15 protein-coding genes and 1 pseudogene are annotated in these 16,383 nt (G+C 75.7%); 3 read left to right on the top strand and 13 right to left on the bottom strand.

Annotated elements, in window-relative coordinates:
* Window positions 1-3 precede the first annotated feature (3 nt).
* The 7 genes from ATJ88_RS07770 to ATJ88_RS07740 form a co-directional block, all read right to left on the bottom strand.
* Window positions 4-741 carry an SseB family protein gene (locus ATJ88_RS07770; protein WP_098463334.1) on the bottom strand — a complete coding sequence of 246 codons (738 nt, stop codon included), beginning with the start codon at window positions 739-741 and terminating at the stop codon, window positions 4-6.
* Window positions 738-1,469, bottom strand: a complete 732-nt coding sequence (gene priA, locus ATJ88_RS07765; RefSeq protein ID WP_098463333.1) for a bifunctional 1-(5-phosphoribosyl)-5-((5-phosphoribosylamino)methylideneamino)imidazole-4-carboxamide isomerase/phosphoribosylanthranilate isomerase PriA — start codon at window positions 1,467-1,469, stop codon at window positions 738-740. Before priA ends, ATJ88_RS07770 begins: the two co-directional genes overlap by 4 nt.
* A gap of 35 nt (window positions 1,470-1,504) precedes the next feature.
* Window positions 1,505-2,248, bottom strand: coding sequence for an imidazole glycerol phosphate synthase subunit HisH (gene hisH / locus ATJ88_RS07760; protein WP_098463332.1), 744 nt, complete (start codon window positions 2,246-2,248; stop codon window positions 1,505-1,507).
* A complete protein-coding gene (locus tag ATJ88_RS07755; protein WP_098463331.1) occupies window positions 2,248-2,778 on the bottom strand; it encodes a hypothetical protein in 531 nt (176 codons plus the stop codon). The genes hisH and ATJ88_RS07755 overlap by 1 nt, the downstream gene beginning before the upstream one ends.
* A gap of 1 nt (window position 2,779) precedes the next feature.
* On the bottom strand, window positions 2,780-3,382 hold the full coding sequence (hisB, locus tag ATJ88_RS07750; protein ID WP_098463330.1) for an imidazoleglycerol-phosphate dehydratase HisB: 603 nt from the start codon (window positions 3,380-3,382) through the stop codon (window positions 2,780-2,782).
* Window positions 3,382-4,518: a histidinol-phosphate transaminase gene (locus ATJ88_RS07745; protein WP_098465200.1), complete on the bottom strand. Its 1,137-nt coding sequence runs from the start codon at window positions 4,516-4,518 to the stop codon at window positions 3,382-3,384. Before ATJ88_RS07745 ends, hisB begins: the two co-directional genes overlap by 1 nt.
* A 184-nt stretch (window positions 4,519-4,702) precedes the next feature.
* Window positions 4,703-5,152, bottom strand: coding sequence for a Rieske (2Fe-2S) protein (locus ATJ88_RS07740; protein WP_098463329.1), 450 nt, complete (start codon window positions 5,150-5,152; stop codon window positions 4,703-4,705).
* A 77-nt stretch (window positions 5,153-5,229) separates the two neighbouring features.
* Between ATJ88_RS07740 and ATJ88_RS07735 the strand changes: the two genes are divergently transcribed.
* Both ATJ88_RS07735 and ATJ88_RS07730 read left to right on the top strand, forming a co-directional pair.
* Window positions 5,230-5,649 carry a hypothetical protein gene (locus ATJ88_RS07735; RefSeq protein ID WP_245852225.1) on the top strand — a complete coding sequence of 140 codons (420 nt, stop codon included), beginning with the start codon at window positions 5,230-5,232 and terminating at the stop codon, window positions 5,647-5,649.
* A 282-nt stretch (window positions 5,650-5,931) separates the two neighbouring features.
* Window positions 5,932-8,157, top strand: a complete 2,226-nt coding sequence (locus tag ATJ88_RS07730; protein WP_098465199.1) for a RecQ family ATP-dependent DNA helicase — start codon at window positions 5,932-5,934, stop codon at window positions 8,155-8,157.
* A gap of 21 nt (window positions 8,158-8,178) precedes the next feature.
* Here the strand turns inward: ATJ88_RS07730 and ATJ88_RS07725 are convergent, their stop codons facing one another.
* The 4 genes from ATJ88_RS07725 to hisD all read right to left on the bottom strand — a co-directional run bounded on the left by ATJ88_RS07725 (window position 8,179) and on the right by hisD (window position 13,975).
* Window positions 8,179-11,439, bottom strand: a complete 3,261-nt coding sequence (locus ATJ88_RS07725) for a DEAD/DEAH box helicase (RefSeq protein WP_098463327.1) — start codon at window positions 11,437-11,439, stop codon at window positions 8,179-8,181.
* 118 nt (window positions 11,440-11,557) lie between these two features.
* Window positions 11,558-12,010, bottom strand: a complete 453-nt coding sequence (locus tag ATJ88_RS07720) for a hypothetical protein (protein ID WP_141538627.1) — start codon at window positions 12,008-12,010, stop codon at window positions 11,558-11,560.
* A 77-nt stretch (window positions 12,011-12,087) separates the two neighbouring features.
* A complete protein-coding gene (locus tag ATJ88_RS07715) occupies window positions 12,088-12,651 on the bottom strand; it encodes a GNAT family N-acetyltransferase (protein ID WP_245852223.1) in 564 nt (187 codons plus the stop codon).
* Between the two features lies 1 nt (window position 12,652).
* Window positions 12,653-13,975, bottom strand: coding sequence for a histidinol dehydrogenase (gene hisD / locus ATJ88_RS07710; protein ID WP_098463325.1), 1,323 nt, complete (start codon window positions 13,973-13,975; stop codon window positions 12,653-12,655).
* 57 nt (window positions 13,976-14,032) lie between these two features.
* Here hisD and ATJ88_RS07705 point away from each other — a divergent pair, with 57 nt between their 5' ends.
* The gene (locus ATJ88_RS07705; protein ID WP_098463324.1) at window positions 14,033-14,260 is read left to right on the top strand and encodes an RNA-binding S4 domain-containing protein; all 228 of its coding nucleotides are present in this window, start codon (window positions 14,033-14,035) and stop codon (window positions 14,258-14,260) included.
* A 33-nt stretch (window positions 14,261-14,293) separates the two neighbouring features.
* Here the strand turns inward: ATJ88_RS07705 and ATJ88_RS07700 are convergent, their stop codons facing one another.
* A complete protein-coding gene (locus tag ATJ88_RS07700; RefSeq protein ID WP_170023746.1) occupies window positions 14,294-14,698 on the bottom strand; it encodes a pyridoxamine 5'-phosphate oxidase family protein in 405 nt (134 codons plus the stop codon).
* A gap of 84 nt (window positions 14,699-14,782) precedes the next feature.
* A pseudogene (locus tag ATJ88_RS07695) lies at window positions 14,783-16,302 on the bottom strand (NAD-dependent succinate-semialdehyde dehydrogenase).
* Window positions 16,303-16,383: the final 81 nt, after the last annotated feature.

Here is a 16,383-nt window from a genome sequence, read left to right as displayed (position 1 = left end):
CGCTCAGCGGGCGGCGCCGATCCGCAGCTCGAGGGAGTCGACGCGGTCCGCGACGACCTTCGCGGCCGCGAGCCGGGCGTTGACCTGCCCCAGTACGGTGTCGAGGCCGGCCCGGTCGAGGCCCGGGTCGAGGGCGAGGACGACCGCGACCTCGGCCTTGCGGCCGGGCTCGGCGTGCGCGCGCACCACGTGCTGCACGGGGGCGGCGGCGTCCGCGATCGCCCGGGCGACCTCGTCGTCCACGGTCAGGCCGTCCGCCGTCGGCACGAGCGCAGGACGCCACTCGTTGCCCTGCGCGAGCGCCCACACCGCGGGGCGCGGGATCAGCACGGTCACGGGGCCGGCGGGGTCGAGGACGAGCAACGCCCACTTCTCGGCGACCGCCGACAAGGCCGCCCGCGTCGCCTCCACCGGCACCGGCCGCGCGTCGCGCCGCCACGCCTGCATGGCCGCGACCGAGCTGAACACCGGCAGGGCCCGTCGGCCGTCGGGGGCCTCCAGCGCGACGACGCCCGCGGAGGCCTCCTTGTCGACCTCGAGGGTGGAGCCCTCGTGCTCGACCGTCGCGGACTTCTCGACCTCCGCCAGGACGGGGACGAGCACCCGGGTCCGCGCGAGCCGCGCGACGACGTCCCGCAGCGGCGTCGTCCCGGCGGTCAGGCCGTCGAGGAGCCGCACGAGCTCGGCATCCGCCGACCCGTCGTCGCCCGCGAACTGGCTGGTGGGCTGGATCGACCTCACGGGCGCCCCGCCACGTCGAGCGCCTCGGGCAGCGTGAACGCACCCGCGTAGAGGGCCTTGCCGACCACGGCGCCCTCGACGCCGTCGCCCACGAGCGTGCGCAGCACCTCGAGGTCGGCGAGCGACGAGATGCCGCCGGACGCGACGACCTTCGCGGGGGTGCGCGAGGCGACCTCGCGCAGCAGCTCCACGTTGGGGCCGCGGAGCGTGCCGTCCTTGGTGACGTCGGTGACGACGTAGCGGGCGCACCCGGCCTCGTCGAGGCGCGCGAGCACCTCCCACAGGTCGCCGCCCTCCTTGGTCCAGCCGCGGGCCGCCAGCGTCGTGCCGCGCACGTCCAGGCCGACGGCGACGGCGTCACCGTGCTCGGCGATGATCCGCGCGGTCCACTCCGGGTCCTCCAGCGCGGCCGTGCCGATGTTGACGCGGCGGGCACCCGTGGCGAGCGCCCGCTCCAGCGAGGCGTCGTCCCGGATCCCGCCGGACAGCTCGACCTGGACGTCGAGGTCGGCGACGACGCGGGCCAGCAGGTCGGCGTTGGAGCCGCGCCCGAACGCCGCGTCGAGGTCCACCAGGTGGATCCACTCCGCCCCGCCGGCCTGCCAGTCGAGCGCCGCCGCCAGCGGGTCGCCGTACGAGGTCTCCGAGCCTGCCTCGCCCTGGACGAGCCGGACGGCCTGGCCGTCGGCGACGTCGACGGCGGGCAGCAGCACGAGGCGTTCGGTCATCTGCGGTGTACTCCAGTCGGTGTCGGCGGGGGCGCTCACAGGGAGCGCACCCAGTTCTCGAGCAGGGTGGCGCCGGCGTCGCCGGACTTCTCGGGGTGGAACTGCGTCGCGGACAGCGGGCCGTCCTCGACCGCGGCGACGAACCGCACGGCCGCGCCGTCGGGTCCGTGCTCCGCCCAGGTGACGCGCGGCGGCGTGTAGCGGGGGTCCGCGTCCTCGTCGTGCCCCTGGGTGAAGGTCTGCGCGCCGTAGGAGTGCACGAAGTAGAAGCGCTCGTCCTCCACCCCGCGGAACAGGGTCGACCCCTCGGCGGGCTCGACGGTGGACCAGCCCATGTGCGGCACGACGGGGGCGTCGAGGTGCTCGACGACGCCGCGCCACTCCCCCAGGCCGTCCGCCCGCACGCCGTGCTCGACGCCGGCGTCGAACATGACCTGCATGCCCACGCAGATGCCGAGCACGGGACGCCCGCCGGCGAGCCGACGGTCGACCACCTGGTCGCCGCGCACCGCGCGCAGGCCCTCCATGCAGGCGGCGAACGCGCCCACGCCCGGCACGACGAGGCCGTGCGCCTGGGACGCGGCCTCCCGGTCGGCGGTGAGCTCGACGTCCGCGCCCACCCGCTCCAGCGCTCGTACGGCGGAGCGCACGTTGCCGAAGCCGTAGTCCAGGACCACGACGCGGGGCCGGCCGTCGACGCGCGCCGGGGTGACCGGCCGCGGGTTGAGGTCGGCGGCGGCACCGCCCGACGGCAGCAGCTCGGGGACGTCCGCGCCCATCACTTCTTCTTCTTCGCGCGGCGCGAGACGGCCGACAGCATCCGCACGGCCTTGAGCCGTCCGATGCCGGCCGACGGCACCACGCCGGGCAGGTCCGCGACGGTCAGGTGGCCGGTCACGAGGTCCTCCAGGGCCTCCGGTGCACCGCCGAGCACCAGGCCCGGGGGGAGCTCGCCCTCGTCGGCGCCGTCCGCCCAGCGGTGGCAGGTGAGCTGCTCCCCGTGCCGCGTGACGAGGATGAGGGGCACCCCCTTGACCACCTGGGAGATCTGTGCGGCGGCCCGCTCGGGCAGCCCGTCGGAGCGGTCCCGCAGCACGGCGAGGGCGCCGACCGGGGTCGGGACGGCGTCGACGTCGATCTCCGCGAGGGCGCACGCGGCGGCCAGCGCCTCGGCGTCGGCGACCTGCGTGATGAGCGCCGCGAGGTCGGGCTCCGCGGACCCGGTGAGGGCCGACAGGTCGTCCGGGATCTCGAGGTCGCCCGGGACCTCGGGCAGGTCGGGCTGGTCGTTCTCGAACTGGCTGGGCAAGCTACAGCGCTCCCTTGGTGGACGGGATGCCCTCGACACGGGGGTCGAGGGCGACGGCGGCCCGCAGCGCGCGGGCGAGAGCCTTGAACTGGGCCTCCACGACGTGGTGCGGGTCGCGGCCGGCGAGCACGCGCACGTGGAGGCAGATGTCGGCGTGGTGGGCGATCGACTCCAGCACGTGCCGGGTCAGGGACCCGGTGAAGTGGCCGCCGATGAGGTGGTACTCCTGCCCGGGGGGCTCGCCGGTGTGCACGAGGTACGGCCGGCCGGAGACGTCGACCACGGCCTGGGCGAGCGCCTCGTCGAGCGGCACGAGGGCGTCCCCGAACCGGGAGATGCCCTTCTTGTCGCCGAGGGCCTGCTTGAGCGCCTGGCCGAGGACGATCGCCGTGTCCTCGACGGTGTGGTGGGCGTCGATGTGGGTGTCGCCGGTCGCCTTCACCGTGAGGTCGATGAGCGAGTGCTTGCCCAGCGCGGTGAGCATGTGGTCGTAGAACGGCACCGAGGTGGAGATGTCGGTGCGGCCCGTGCCGTCGAGGTCCAGCTCGACGACGACGGTGGACTCGCTCGTGGCCCGCTCGATGCGCGCGGTACGGCCTGCCATCACTGCTCCTTCTCGACGATCTCGGCGACGACGTCGGTCAACGCGTCCTTGAACGACCGGGTCTCGGCGGGTGTTCCGACCGAGACGCGCAACCAGCCGTCGGGGCCGGTCTCGCGGATGAGGACGCCACGGCCCAGCAGCCCCTGCCAGACCGCGTGCCGGTCGGCGAAGGTGCCGAACAGCACGAAGTTGGCGTCGGTGTCGGCGACCTGGAGCGGCCGGCCCTGCACGGTCAGCCCACGCAGCCAGGTCGCCAGGTCGTCCCGTTCGCGGCGCAGGTCGGCGACCTGCGCGAGGAGCTCGGTGCGGTGCGCGAGTGCGGCCCGGGCCGCCGCCTGGGTGACGGCCGACAGGTGGTAGGGCAGGCGCACGACGCGCAACGCGTCCACGAGCGCCGTCGACGCCACGAGGTAGCCGAGGCGCAGGCCGGCGGCGGCGAACGCCTTCGACATGGTGCGGGTCACGGCCAGGTGCGGGTGCGCGGCCAGCAGCTCGAGCGCGGACGGCACGCCCTCGCGGCGGAACTCCGCGTAGGCCTCGTCGACGACGACCACGGCCGGGAGCCGTGCCGCCGCCTCCAGGACGGCCTCGACCGTGCTCAGCGGGAGCGCGGTGCCCGTCGGGTTGTTCGGGCTCGCCAGGAGGATCACCGACGGCTGCTCGGCCTCGATCGTCGCGACGGCGTGCGCCGGGTCGAGCGTGAAGTCCTCGGCACGGCGCCCCGTCACCCAGCGGGTGTGGGTGTCGCGGGCGTACTCGGGGTACATCGAGTACGTCGGGGCGAACGACAGCGCGGTGCGGCCGGGGCCGCCGAACGCCTGCAGCAGGTGCAGCATGACCTCGTTGGAGCCGTTGGCGGCCCACACCTGCGCCGGGTCCGGGCGCACGCCCGACTCGTCGGCGAGGTAGTCCGCGAGGTCCGCGCGCAGGGCGTCGAAGTCGCGGTCCGGGTACCGATGGAGCTCGCGCGCCGCGTCCGCGACGTACCGCGCGATCGTCGCCACGACCTCGGCGGACGGGGCGTACGGGTTCTCGTTGACGTTGAGCCGCACGGGCACGTCGAGCTGCGGGGCGCCGTAGGGCACCTCGTCCGCCAGCTCGGGGCGCAGCGGCAGCACCGGCGCGTCGGGGGTGATCACCCGCCCAGTCTACGAACCCCGCGCCGCGGCGTGGTCGGTCGTCCGCCGACCGGTCACCTCACGAGCCGCGGATCGGCGCGGCCGCGCCGTGGACGGCGCCGGGCCGTGAGCATCCTCACCCGGCGCGACGCCCGGTCGCGCCACCGGCACGCGGGTGCCGGGTGCCCGCCGCGCGGCACGCTCAGGCGACGACGACGTCGCCGTCCGAGACCTCCACGGCGACCTCGCCGAGCGGCTCGGGCGCCGGGCCCGCCTGGACGGAGGCGTCCGTGAGGGAGAACACCGAGCCGTGGCACGGGCACTCCAGGACGCCGTCCCCGGGCAGCACCGTGCACCCCTGGTGCGTGCACACCGCGCTGAACACGTGCACCTCGCCCTCGGTGGGCTGCGTGACGAGCACGTCCACCCCGCCGATCTGCGCCGGGACCGCCCCGCCCACCGGGACGTCGGCGAGCGGGACGACGACCTCGCCGGCCGCGGACGACGCCTCGGACACCGCGGCGGCCGGGTCCGTGCCGTCGGCGCACGCCGCGAGCGAACCGCCCACGACGACCGCGCCCGTGGCCAGGGACACGCCGCGCAGGACGTCACGGCGCGAGCAGCACGACAGGTGCGGGACGGTGTCGGTCAAGGCGGGCTCCTCGGTGACGGCGGTGACGGCTGCGGACCGGCGCTAGCGGACGACGGGCGACGTGCTGCGGTGGCAGCATGACCATCATGGATGCTGACGGCCGCACGCGGCCAGCCACCGCGCCCGGCGCGCCGGGTCCCGCCCGCGGCTGGAGGGCGGTGTCGGCGGTGGGCGTGCTGATGTCGGCGGTGGTGCACCTGGTGCTCTGGTTCGACGGCTACCGGGACATCACCCTGGTCGGGCCGTTGTTCCTGCTCAACGCCCTCGGCGGGCTCGTCCTGACGGTGCTGCTCCTGACGTGGTCGCACTGGCTGCCGCTGGTGGGGGCGATCGGGTTCGGCGCGGCGACCCTGCTGGCGTTCGTGGGGTCCGCCGCCTTCGGGCTCCTGGGGATCTCCGCGACCCTCTTCGGGACGAACGAGCTGGTCGCGGCCGCCGCGGAGCTCGCGGCCGTCGTCGGGGCGACGGCGGCGCTGCTGCGCGAGCAGGCGCGCTGAGGCTGTGGAGGACGACGGCGACATGTCCCCGGCTGCGCCTACGATCGCCCGGTGACCTCTTCCGACGACCCGTACGCGGACCTCGTGCCCACCTGGACCGACGCGGACGTCCCGCCGGACGACGACGTCCCCCCGCCGCCGGACGAGCCGCCCGGGGATCCCGGGCCCGACCCGGCCGGTCCTGCGGCGACGACGCGCCCCGGCGCGCCCGCCGCGCCTGCCGACCGGCCCCCGGCGCCGCGGGACGACCGTGCCGGGGCCGCCCGCCGCGCCAAGCTCGCGATGCTGCGCGGCCTCATGGACACCGCGGGCGGCGAGGGCGGGACCCTGCGGGAGCAGGCGACCGTCGCGCTGCGCGGCCTGGTCGGCCGCGACGACGTCGAGCTCCGCGACGACCAGTGGCGCGCGATCGAGGCGCTCGTGGCGTTCCACCGCCGGGCGCTCGTGGTGCAGCGCACCGGGTGGGGCAAGTCCGCGGTGTACTTCGTGGCGACGAGCCTGCTGCGGGCCCGCGGCGCCGGGCCGACCGTCATCGTGTCCCCGCTGCTGGCCCTGATGCGCGACCAGATCGCCGCCGCGTCACGGGCCGGCATCAGGGCCGTCACGATCAACTCGGCGAACGTCACCGAGTGGGACGGGATCCACGCGCAGATCGCCGCCGGCGAGGTGGACGTGCTGCTCTGCTCCCCCGAGCGCCTCAACAACCCGGCGTTCCGCGACGAGGTGCTGCCGCGCCTCGCCGCGGACGCCGGCCTCGTCGTCATCGACGAGGCGCACTGCATCTCCGACTGGGGTCACGACTTCCGCCCCGACTACCGCCGCATCCGCACGCTGCTGGCGGACCTGCCGCCCGGCATCCCGGTGCTCGCCACGACCGCCACGGCCAACGAGCGCGTCACCCGGGACGTCGCCGAGCAGCTCGCCGTGCCGGGCGAGGGCGTGAGCGAGGGCGCGGTGTCCCTGTCCACGAACGACGACGTCCTCGTGCTCCGCGGCGAGCTCGACCGCGAGTCGCTCCACCTGGCCGTCCTGGAGCTGCGCGACCAGCCCACCCGCGTGGCGTGGCTGGTCGAGGCGCTGCAGGAGATCGACGGGTCCGGCATCGTCTACTGCCTCACCGTGTCCGCGGCGGAGGAGGTCGCCTCCCAGCTCCGTACCGCCGGGCTCGCCGTCGCCTCGTACACCGGGCGCACCGACCCCACGCAGCGCGAGCAACTCGAGGACGACCTCAAGGAGAACCGCGTCAAGGCCCTGGTCGCGACCTCGGCCCTCGGCATGGGGTTCGACAAGCCCGACCTCGCGTTCGTCGTGCACCTCGGCGCGCCGTCGTCGCCGATCGCCTACTACCAGCAGGTCGGTCGCGCGGGCCGTGGCGTCGACGACGCCGTCGTCGTGCTGCTGCCCGGGCACGAGGACGCGGCGATCTGGGAGTGGTTCGGGTCGCAGGCGTTCCCCGCCGAGCAGCAGGTGCGCGCCACGCTGGCCGCCCTGGCCCGGACCGGCGAGACCATGTCGACCGCCACGCTGGAGACCTACGTCGACCTCAAGCGGTCCCGCCTGGAGACAATGCTCAAGGTGCTCGACGTCGACGGCGCCGTCCGCCGGGTGCAGGGCGGCTGGGTCGCCACCGGGCAGCCGTGGACGTACGACGCGGCGCGCTACGGCCGGGTCGAGGAGACGCGACACGCCGAGCAGCAGGCGATGCGCGACTACGTCGCGACCGAGGGGTGCCGCATGCGGTTCCTGCGTGCCCAGCTCGACGACCCGGCACTGCCGGACGGCTGGACGTGCGGTCGCTGCGACCGCTGCGGCGGCGTCACCCTCCCGCCGCCCCCGGACGCGGAGACGGTCGCGAGCGCCCGCGAGGAGATGGACCGACCCGGCGTCGAGGTCGAGCCGCGCAAGATGTGGCCGTCCGGCCTGACGACGCTCGGCCTCGACCTCAAGGGCAAGATCCCGGACGGCGAGCGTGCCGAGCCCGGCCGGGCGGTCGCCCGGTTCGACGGGCTCGGCTGGTCCGGCCCCGTGCGCGAGCTGTTCGCCCCCCGCACGCCCGACGGCGAGACCCCGTCCGCGCTGCGCACCGCGGCCGCCCGCGTCCTGGACGACTGGGCCGCGATCCGCGGGGAGGCCGCCGAGGACGGGCAGGCACCGCTGCTGATCGAGGGCGTCGTCGCCGTCCGGTCGGTGACGCGTCCCCGGCTGACCTACCACCTGGCGAACGGGCTCGCGTCCTACCTGGGCGTCCCCCTCATCGGTGCGGTCGGCCCCCAGCCCGGCGCCGAGGAGCCCGGCCGCCACGACGTGAACTCCGCCCAGCGGCTCGCCGGGGTCTCCCGGCGGCTGCGCCTCGAGCTCGGCGAGGGGGCGCGCACCGGCCTGCCCGGCCGCACCGTGCTCCTCGTCGACGACTGGACGGAGTCCGGCTGGACGCTCACGGTGGCCGCCCGGCTCCTGCGCGAGGCGGGGGCGGCGGCCGTCCACCCGTTCGTGCTCGGCGTGCGCTGACGCCGGGGCTGCTCGCGGCGCTCAGCCGTCGAGCAGCCCACGCACGTCCTCGGCGGCCAGGGCGCCGGCGAACGTGCCGGCATCGTCGTCCACCACGGCGTCGAACAGCGCGGCCTTGCGGGCCGCGAGCGCCATGACCTTCTCCTCGATGGTGTCCGCGGCCACCAGCCGGGTCACCACGACGGGACGCGTCTGGCCGATGCGGTGGGTGCGGTCGACGGCCTGCGCCTCGGCCTGCGGGTTCCACCACGGGTCGAGCAGGTACACGTAGTCGGCCTCGGTGAGGTTGAGCCCGAACCCGCCCGCCTTGAGGCTGATGAGGAACACGGGCGCGTCGCCCGCCTTGAACCCGGCGATGACGTCGGCGCGGTGCCGGGTCGAGCCGTCGAGGTAGGCGTGGTCGAGGCCGGCGGCGTCGAGGCGTTCGGCGACGCGCCGCAAGAACGACGTGAACTGGCTGAAGACGAGCACCCGGTGCCCCTCGGCGGCGATCTCGGGGAGCTGTTCGGCGAGCAGGTCGAGCTTCGCGGAGCCGGTGCGGGCGTAGGCGTCGTCGACGAGCGACGCGTCAAGGGCGAGCCGGCGCAGCGTCGTCAGGGAACGGAAGATGGCGACCCGGTTGGCCTCGAAGTCCTCCAGCAGCCCGAGGAGTCGCTGGCGCTCGCGCTGGAGGTGGGTGTCGTAGACCTTGCGGTGGTCGGCCGTCAGCGGGACGCGCAGCACCTGCTCGGTCCGCTCGGGCAGCTCGGGGGCGACCTGCTCCTTGGTGCGGCGCAGCATGAGCGGCCGGATGCGCCGCTTGAGTCGCCCGAGCGCGCGGTTGCCGGCCGCGACGACGGCCGGGTCGTCGTCCGCGGCCGCGGCGGCGACAGGGCGCACCGTCTCGAGGCGGAACCGCGCGAGCGACGGGTACAGGCCGGGCGCGACGACCGCGAGGATCGCCCACAGCTCGGTGAGGTCGTTCTCCAGCGGCGTGCCGGTGATGGCGAGCTTGAACGGGGCGTCCGTGGCGCGGGCGACGCGGTTGGCGCGGGTGCGGGGGTTCTTCGCGAACTGCGCCTCGTCGAGCAGCAGCCCCGACCACGCCAGCGTCGTGTACGCAGGGTCGAGGCGGTGCACGGCGTAGGACGTGACCACGACGTCGGCCCCCGCGGCGAGGTCCACGAGCGCCGTGCGGCGCTTGGCCGACGTGGAGGCCGCGGCGACGACCGTCAGGCCGGGCGTGAAGCGTGCGGCCTCCAGCACCCAGTTCGCCACGACGGACGCCGGGGCCACGACGAGGAACGGTGGCGCGTCGGGGCGTTCCGCGCGGGCGTGGGCGAGGAACGTCAGGGCCTCGAGCGTCTTGCCGAGGCCCATGTCGTCGGCGAGGATCCCGCCGAGGTCGTGCCGCCACAGGAACGTCAGCCACTCGAACGCCTGGCGTTGGTAGGGGCGCAGCTCGGCGTGCAGGCCGGCGGGCAGCGGCGTGGCCGCCACCTCCTCCTGCCCGGCGGCGAACGCCCGCAGCCCGTCGAGGGTGCGGCGCCAGCGGTCGTCGACGCCGCTGACGTCGGCGACGTCCTCGACGGTGCGCCACAGGTCTGCGTCGTAGCGGCTCATCCGCAGCTCGCCCGGGCGGTCGGCGAGGTCGGAGGCGTCGTCGATGAGGTCGCGCAGCCGGTTCAGCACGGGCTGGTCGAGGCGGAGCCAGGACCCGTCGACGAGCAGCAGCCGCTTGCGCCCGCGGGCCAGCGCGGTGAACAGCCGCGCGAAGGGGATCTCCTTGCCGGCCACGGTCACGGAGAGCCCGAGGTCGAGCCAGTCCGACCCGCCCGACGGTGCGCCGTCGACCACGACGCGCGGCTCGCCGTCGAGGTGGAGGTAGTGCGGGACGTCGCTCGCCTCCAGCCGGACGTCGGGGACGGCGGCCAGGGCGGGCAGGGCGTCGTGGGCGAGGTCGAGGGCGTCGAGGCCGCGCCACTGCTGCCGGTCGGTGTCGAAGTCGGCGCAGCCCGGCACGGAGCGCACCGCGGCGACCGCCTTGTCGCGGATCTCGGTCTCCACGTCCAGGTCGCGGGCCGCGTCGTGGACGCCGCCGCCGAGGGGGACGGTCCGCACCCCGTCGGCGCGCGGGTACTCCCACGCCCAGGTGAGCTCCGCCTCCTGCGGGGAGGCGAACCGCGCCGTGGCGACGAGGACGGGACGCGGCGGGGCCGGCAGGTCGAGGCTGCCGTCGGTCACGACGCGGGCGAGGCGGCGCAGGGCGGGCAGGTGGTCGGCGTAGAGCTCGGCGACGTCGTCGGCGGGCACGGAGAGCGGCCCGGCGGCCAGCAGGTCCGCGAGGCCGTCGGCGGTGCGGCGCGCCGCAGGGCCGAGGTGCAGGACGGTACGGCCGTCGGCGGCGTCCGCGGCGTAGAAGCCGGTGTCGCCGACGCAGCCGAGCGGCGAGGTCGCCGGGGCGTCGAGCCCGTCGAACGCGATCCGGGGGGTGAGGTGCACGCCGTCGTCGGCGGCGCCGACCTCCCACCGCACCGACGCGTCCCGGGAGAGCCGCACCTCGTCGCGCGCGCCGTGCCCCACGAGCGGGATCCGCAGGTCGGCGGCCTCCGCGAGCAGCGGCCACACGGCCCGCCCGCCGCGGGCCAGCGGCCGCCACGCCTCCCGGGAGGCCTGCGCCCCGCCGAGCACGGCACCGAGGTCGGCGAACCAGCGACGCACCTCCGGCAGCGGGGTGGCCCGGGTGTCGGCGAACGCGTACAGGCCGCGTGCCAGCGCGTCCCACGCGACCTCCGGGGCGACCTTCCAGCCGCCGTCGCGCGCCGGGGCGACGGGACGCACGGACAGCCCGGGGCTGGTGTCCCCGAACGCGCCGTCGAGCCGAAACCGGAGCGCGACCGGGAGCACGCCGCCCTCGGTGCCGCCGCCCGCCGGGACGCTCCGCGAGAGGGCGGCGAGGCGTCCCCGCCACCCGTCGTCGGTGTCGCCGTCGTCCGGGCCGGTCACGCCGTGCGCCCCGACCTCCAGCAGCACCGCCCCGACGTGCTTGCAGTCGACGCCCACCGGGCAGGTGCACGCGGAGTCCTCGAACGCGTACCGGCCGCCGTCGAGGGCGAACCAGATGCGGCAGGTGTAGGGGCGGGACGTGCTGCCCTCGACGGTGGCCCGCAGGACCAGCTCGTCGGGGTCCCACCGCCACGACCGCACCAGCCCGGCGCGCTGGTAGCCCTGCGCCCGGCGGAACGTCGTGGCGCCGACGATGCCGCCGACGACGAGGGGTTCGAGGCGGGGCGGGGCGGGCACGGGTCCATGCTGCCACGCGACCCCGACGCGGGCGGGCGACGACGCGAGCCGCTTGGCACACTATTGTGCCCTGCTCTCCGGAGCCGACCAGGACGTCCGATCCTGGACGATGCCGTCCCTAGCCGACTCCCATGTCGAAGGCCACCCATCGGCTGTCCTGCTCCACCAGCAGGACGGACCAGCTCACGGCCTCCCCGTCCACCATCGAGCTGTCAGCCTGCTCCGGCGTGAAGGTCAGGTCCACCATGGCCGTCCTGGCGTCGCTGTAGGCCGTCCCCGGCCCGGCGTCGTCCGACGTCGCGCCGATGCTCGCGTCGGTCATGTACCCCTGAACGAGCCAGGTCTGCTCCAGATGGTCACCGAAGCCTGGAGTCGTCAACCCTGCGACCCGTTCCGCGTCGCGGCTGTTGACGGCGTCGACGAGCGCCTGGACCACCTGGGCCGGTGCGGCGTCTGGCGGTGGCACGGCCACCAACGACCCGTCGGGAGCCCCGGCGCAGCCACCCAGCGCGGCACCGCCCGACACCACCGCGACGACACCACCACAGGACGCCCGCGTGACCCTCGACATGGTCGGACTGTAGCGGCCCGGCGCACCGCGCCGACAGAGGCCGGACCGACTCCCGGAGGACGACCTGCTGCGCACCACTAGTGGGCGCGCCACTCCTCGCGCAGGACGCCGTGGACGACGCTGTCGTACCGGACGCCGTCGACCACGCGCGCACGTCGGAACCGCGCCTCCTCGACGAATCCGAGACGCCGCGCCACCGCCGTCATCGCATGGTTGCCCGACCACGTCGCCAGGTCGAGGCGCACCCAGTCGGTGCGCGCGAACAGCAGGTCCGTCCAGGCGGCCAGGGCGTCGCGGCCGATCCCCCGGCCCCGCACCGCCGGGTCGTACAGGACGATGCCGAGCCGCGCCCACTGCGTGGCCTCGGACTCCCAGTACCAGTTCACCGTGCCGAGCAGGGCGTCGGTGGCCGCGTCGGCGACGACGGCCCGGCGCGGCGGGAGCCCGTCGGCGTCGTCGGGCGGCTGCGCCGCGACCGCCGCGGCGAACGCGTCGGCCTCGGTGTCCGTGGGGCGCGGGAAGTACGGGCCGTCCCAGCGGTGCCAGTCGTGGTGCGGGCGCAGCCACTCGCGCAGCACGGGCTCGTCGTGGGGCCGGCCGGTGCGCAGCACGCACCGGCCGGCCGTCACCGGGAGTCGCACGTCAGAAGCGACCGCGGACGGCCTCGCCGTGCGCCGGGAGGTCCTCGTCGTCGGCGACGGCGACGATGCGGTCCGCGAGGTCCGCCAGCGCGTCGCGCGAGTACTCGACGACCTGGACGGACCGCAGGAACGCGTGGACCCCCAGCCCGCTGGCGAACCGCGACGTGCCGCCGGTGGGCAGGACGTGGTTCGACCCGGCCATGTAGTCCCCGAGCGACACCGGCGAGTACGGCCCGACGAAGATCGCTCCGGCGGACGTCACCCGCTCGGCCAGCGCGGCGGCGTCCGCCGTCTGGATCTCCAGGTGCTCGGCGCCGTAGGCGTCGACGACGGCGAGTCCCTGCTCCAGGTCGTCGACGAGGACCACGGCGGACTGCGGGCCGCCGAGGGCGGTGGTCACGCGGGAGGCGTGCTTGGTCGCGGACGACATGTCGACGAGCCGCGCCTCGACGGCGCCCGCGAGCTCGACCGACGGCGTGACCAGCACGGACGCCGCCATCGGGTCGTGCTCGGCCTGGCTGATGAGGTCGAGGGCGACGTGGTCGGCGAGCGCCGTGTCGTCGGCCAGCACGGCGATCTCCGTGGGACCGGCCTCCGCGTCGATGCCGACGACGCCGCGCACGAGGCGCTTGGCTGCGGCGACGTACACGTTGCCCGGCCCGGTGATGACGTCGACCGGCTCGCACAGGACGTCGCCGTCGACCGGCTCGCTGCCCGTCGCGCCGTACGCGAACATCGCGACGGCCTGGGCGCCGCCGACGGCGTAGACCTCGTCGACGCCGAGCAGGGCGCAGGCCGCGAGGATCGTCGCGTGCGGCAGACCGCCGGCGTCCTTCTGCGGCGGCGACGCGACCGCGAGGCCGGGCACGCCCGCCTCCTGCGCCGCGACGACGTTCATCACGACCGACGAGGGGTAGACCGCCAGTCCGCCCGGCGCGTAGAGGCCGACGCGCTGCACGGGGATCCACCGCTGACGGACCTCCGCGCCGTCCGCGAGGACGGTGGTGTGCTCGGTGGGTCGCTGCGCGGCGTGCACGGTGCGCACGCGCGCGATCGCCTCCTCCAGGCCCGCCCGGACGGCCGGGTCGAGCTCGGCGAGCGCCGTGGCCATCGCCTCGACCGGCACCCGCAGATGCTCCGGCCGGACCCCGTCGAACCGCTCGGCGTACTCGCGCAGGGCGGCGGCGCCGCGGGCACGGACGGCGGCGAGGACGGGGGCGACGACGTCCGCCGCCTCCTCGACGCCCAGCTCCGGACGCGGCAGCACCCCGAGCAGCTCGGCACGGGACAGGGACTGACCCCGAAGGTCGATGCGCTGGATCACCGTCCCAGTCTAGGTCGGCGGTCGCGGCCCGGTCCGCGCGTCCCGGACAATGAACGCATGGACACCCCGATCGAGGTCCCCATCCGTGACGACGTCATCCGGCTGGGCCAGTTCCTCAAGCTCGCCGGCCTCGCCGAGTCGGGCACGCACGCCCGCGACCTGGTCGCCGACGGCGACGTGCTCGTCGACGGCGAGGTGGAGACACGCCGCGGGCGCCAGCTCCAGCGCGGCGCACGGGTGACGGTCGCCACCCCGGAGGGCGACGAGACCGCGGTCGTGGTCTGACTCCCCCGGGTCCGGCGAGCACGCGCCGGCGGGTCAGGAGCGCATGTAGGCCGACGACATCGTGCGGTCGACGGTGACGCGCAGCACGATCCGCGCGGGGTCGTGGGCGAGCTGGCGGTAGCGCAGCGCGTAGCGGCGCACGGCCTCGGCGACCTCGTCGGCGTCCTCGACGACCTCGATCGTCCCCTCCAGCGTGAGCCAGCGGCCGCCGTCCACCTGGCACAGCGCGACACGCGGCGGGCCCCCGTCGGGACCACGGCGGCGGGCGTTGGCCGCCTTGACCGACGTGCGGCGCGTGGTGATGCGCGCCACGCCCTGCTCCGCGTCCCACGTGAACGCGACGGGCACGACGTGCGGGGTGCCGTCGGCCCGCAGGCTCGTCAGGGTGGCCAGGTGCCGTTCGGTGACGAACACGAGCTGTTCGGGGTTGAGGCGCATCACGGTGCCGAGCCTACGCGGCCCGGCGCACCGGTCCGCACCGGTCGTCGCGGCCGGGACCGGTGGGTCCCGGCCGCGACGACGTCAGGACCAGTCGACGCTGAGGTACTGCGTCTCCTGGAACTCCCGCAGGCCCTCGCGGGCCCCCTCGCGGCCGAGGCCCGACTGCTTGGTGCCGCCGAACGGCGTCGCCGGGTCCGAGACCACGCCGCGGTTGACGCCGACCATGCCGGCGTCGATCCGCTCCGCCGTGCGCAGCGCCCACCGCAGGTCGCGGGAGTACACGTACGCCGCCAGGCCGAACTCGGTGTCGTTGACCTGGCGCAGCAGCTCGTCGGTGTCGGTCCACGTGACGATCGGGGCCACGGGACCGAAGATCTCGGTGCGGAGGATCTCGGCGTCCGCGGGGACGTCGGCCAGCACCGTCGGGGGTAGAAGTGCCCGGTGAGCCCGGCCGGGACCTCGGCGCGGTGCGCGATGCGCGCGCCCGCCGCGACGGCGTCCTCGACGAGGCGCGCCACGCCGGCGCGGGCCTTCGCGGAGACCAGCGGCCCGATCTGGGTGCCGGACGTGAACGCCGACCCGACCTGCAGCGCCTCGACGGCCGCGCCGAAGCGGGCGGTGAACTCCTCGACCACGTCGGCGTGCACGTAGAGGCGGTTCGCCGCGGTGCAGGCCTGGCCGCCGTTGCGGAGCTTGGCGAGCATCGCGCCCGCCACGGCCGCCTCGACGTCGGCGTCGGGCCCGACGACGAACGGGGCGTTGCCGCCCAGCTCCATCGAGGTGTTGACGACGCGCTCGGCGGCCTGGGCGAGCAGCACGCGGCCGACCTGGGTGGAGCCGGTGAAGGAGATCTTGCGGACGCGGGGGTCCTCGAGCCAGGTGGTCACCACCTGCGCGGCACCGGTGGTCGGCACGACGTTGACGACGCCGTCCGGCACGCCGGCCTCGGTGAGGATCTGCGCGACGGCGAGGGCCGTGAGCGGGGTCTCCGCGGCGGGCTTGAGCACGACGGTGCACCCGGCCGCGAGCGCCGGGGCGATCTTGCGCGTGGCCATGGCCGCGGGGAAGTTCCACGGGGTGACGAGCGCGGCGACGCCGACGGGCTTGTGCGTGACGATGGTGCGGGTGCCGCCGGCGGGCGAGACGCCGTACTCCCCCTCGGTGCGCACGGCCTCCTCGGCGAACCAGCGGAAGAACTCGGCGGCGTAGGCGACCTCGGCGCGGGCGTCGGGCAGCGCCTTGCCGTTCTCCCAGGCCATGAGGCCGGCGAGCCGGTCGGTGGAGGCGACCATGATCGCGAAGGCGCGGCGCAGCACCTCCGAGCGCTCGCGCGGCGGTGTGGCGGCCCAGGCGTCGAGCGCGGCGGCCGCGGCGTCGACGGCGGCGGTGGCCTCGGCGGGGCCGCCGTCGGCGACGTCGGTGATGCGGACGCCGGTGGCGGGGTCCTCGACGGTGAAGGTGGAGCCGGCGGGACGGCCCGCGCCGTCGATCCACACGCCCTGGGCGGGCGCGAGGGACTCGACGTAGGCGTGCAGCTCGGGGCCGGGGGCCGCGGTGCGGGCCTCGGGCCCGCCCGTCGGGGGCAGCGTGGTGAGGGACATCGGTCCTCCTCGGGTGGGTTCGGGGGCGCCGCGGCGGTAGCGGCGACGGCACCGGGGTGCGGTCGCGGCGGCGGCGGTGGT

The organism is Isoptericola jiangsuensis, from assembly GCF_002563715.1.
Classification (GTDB): Bacteria; Actinomycetota; Actinomycetes; order Actinomycetales; family Cellulomonadaceae; genus Isoptericola; species Isoptericola jiangsuensis.
This window is presented reverse-complemented; position numbering and strand designations above follow the sequence as displayed.

Excerpts from the sequence above, each read along its gene's own strand:
- ATJ88_RS07720 (WP_141538627.1), bottom strand. The coding sequence starts at position 12,010 with ATGTCGAGGGTCACGCGGGCGTCCTGTGGTGGTGTCGTCGCGGTGGTG.
- hisH (WP_098463332.1), bottom strand. The coding sequence starts at position 2,248 with ATGGGCGCGGACGTCCCCGAGCTGCTGCCGTCGGGCGGTGCCGCCGCC.
- hisB (WP_098463330.1), bottom strand. The coding sequence starts at position 3,382 with ATGGCAGGCCGTACCGCGCGCATCGAGCGGGCCACGAGCGAGTCCACC.
- ATJ88_RS07735 (WP_245852225.1), top strand. The coding sequence starts at position 5,230 with ATGACCATCATGGATGCTGACGGCCGCACGCGGCCAGCCACCGCGCCC.
- ATJ88_RS07730 (WP_098465199.1), top strand. The coding sequence starts at position 5,932 with ATGCTGCGCGGCCTCATGGACACCGCGGGCGGCGAGGGCGGGACCCTG.
- priA (WP_098463333.1), bottom strand. The coding sequence starts at position 1,469 with ATGACCGAACGCCTCGTGCTGCTGCCCGCCGTCGACGTCGCCGACGGC.
- ATJ88_RS07700 (WP_170023746.1), bottom strand. The coding sequence starts at position 14,698 with ATGCGCCTCAACCCCGAACAGCTCGTGTTCGTCACCGAACGGCACCTG.
- ATJ88_RS07705 (WP_098463324.1), top strand. The coding sequence starts at position 14,033 with ATGGACACCCCGATCGAGGTCCCCATCCGTGACGACGTCATCCGGCTG.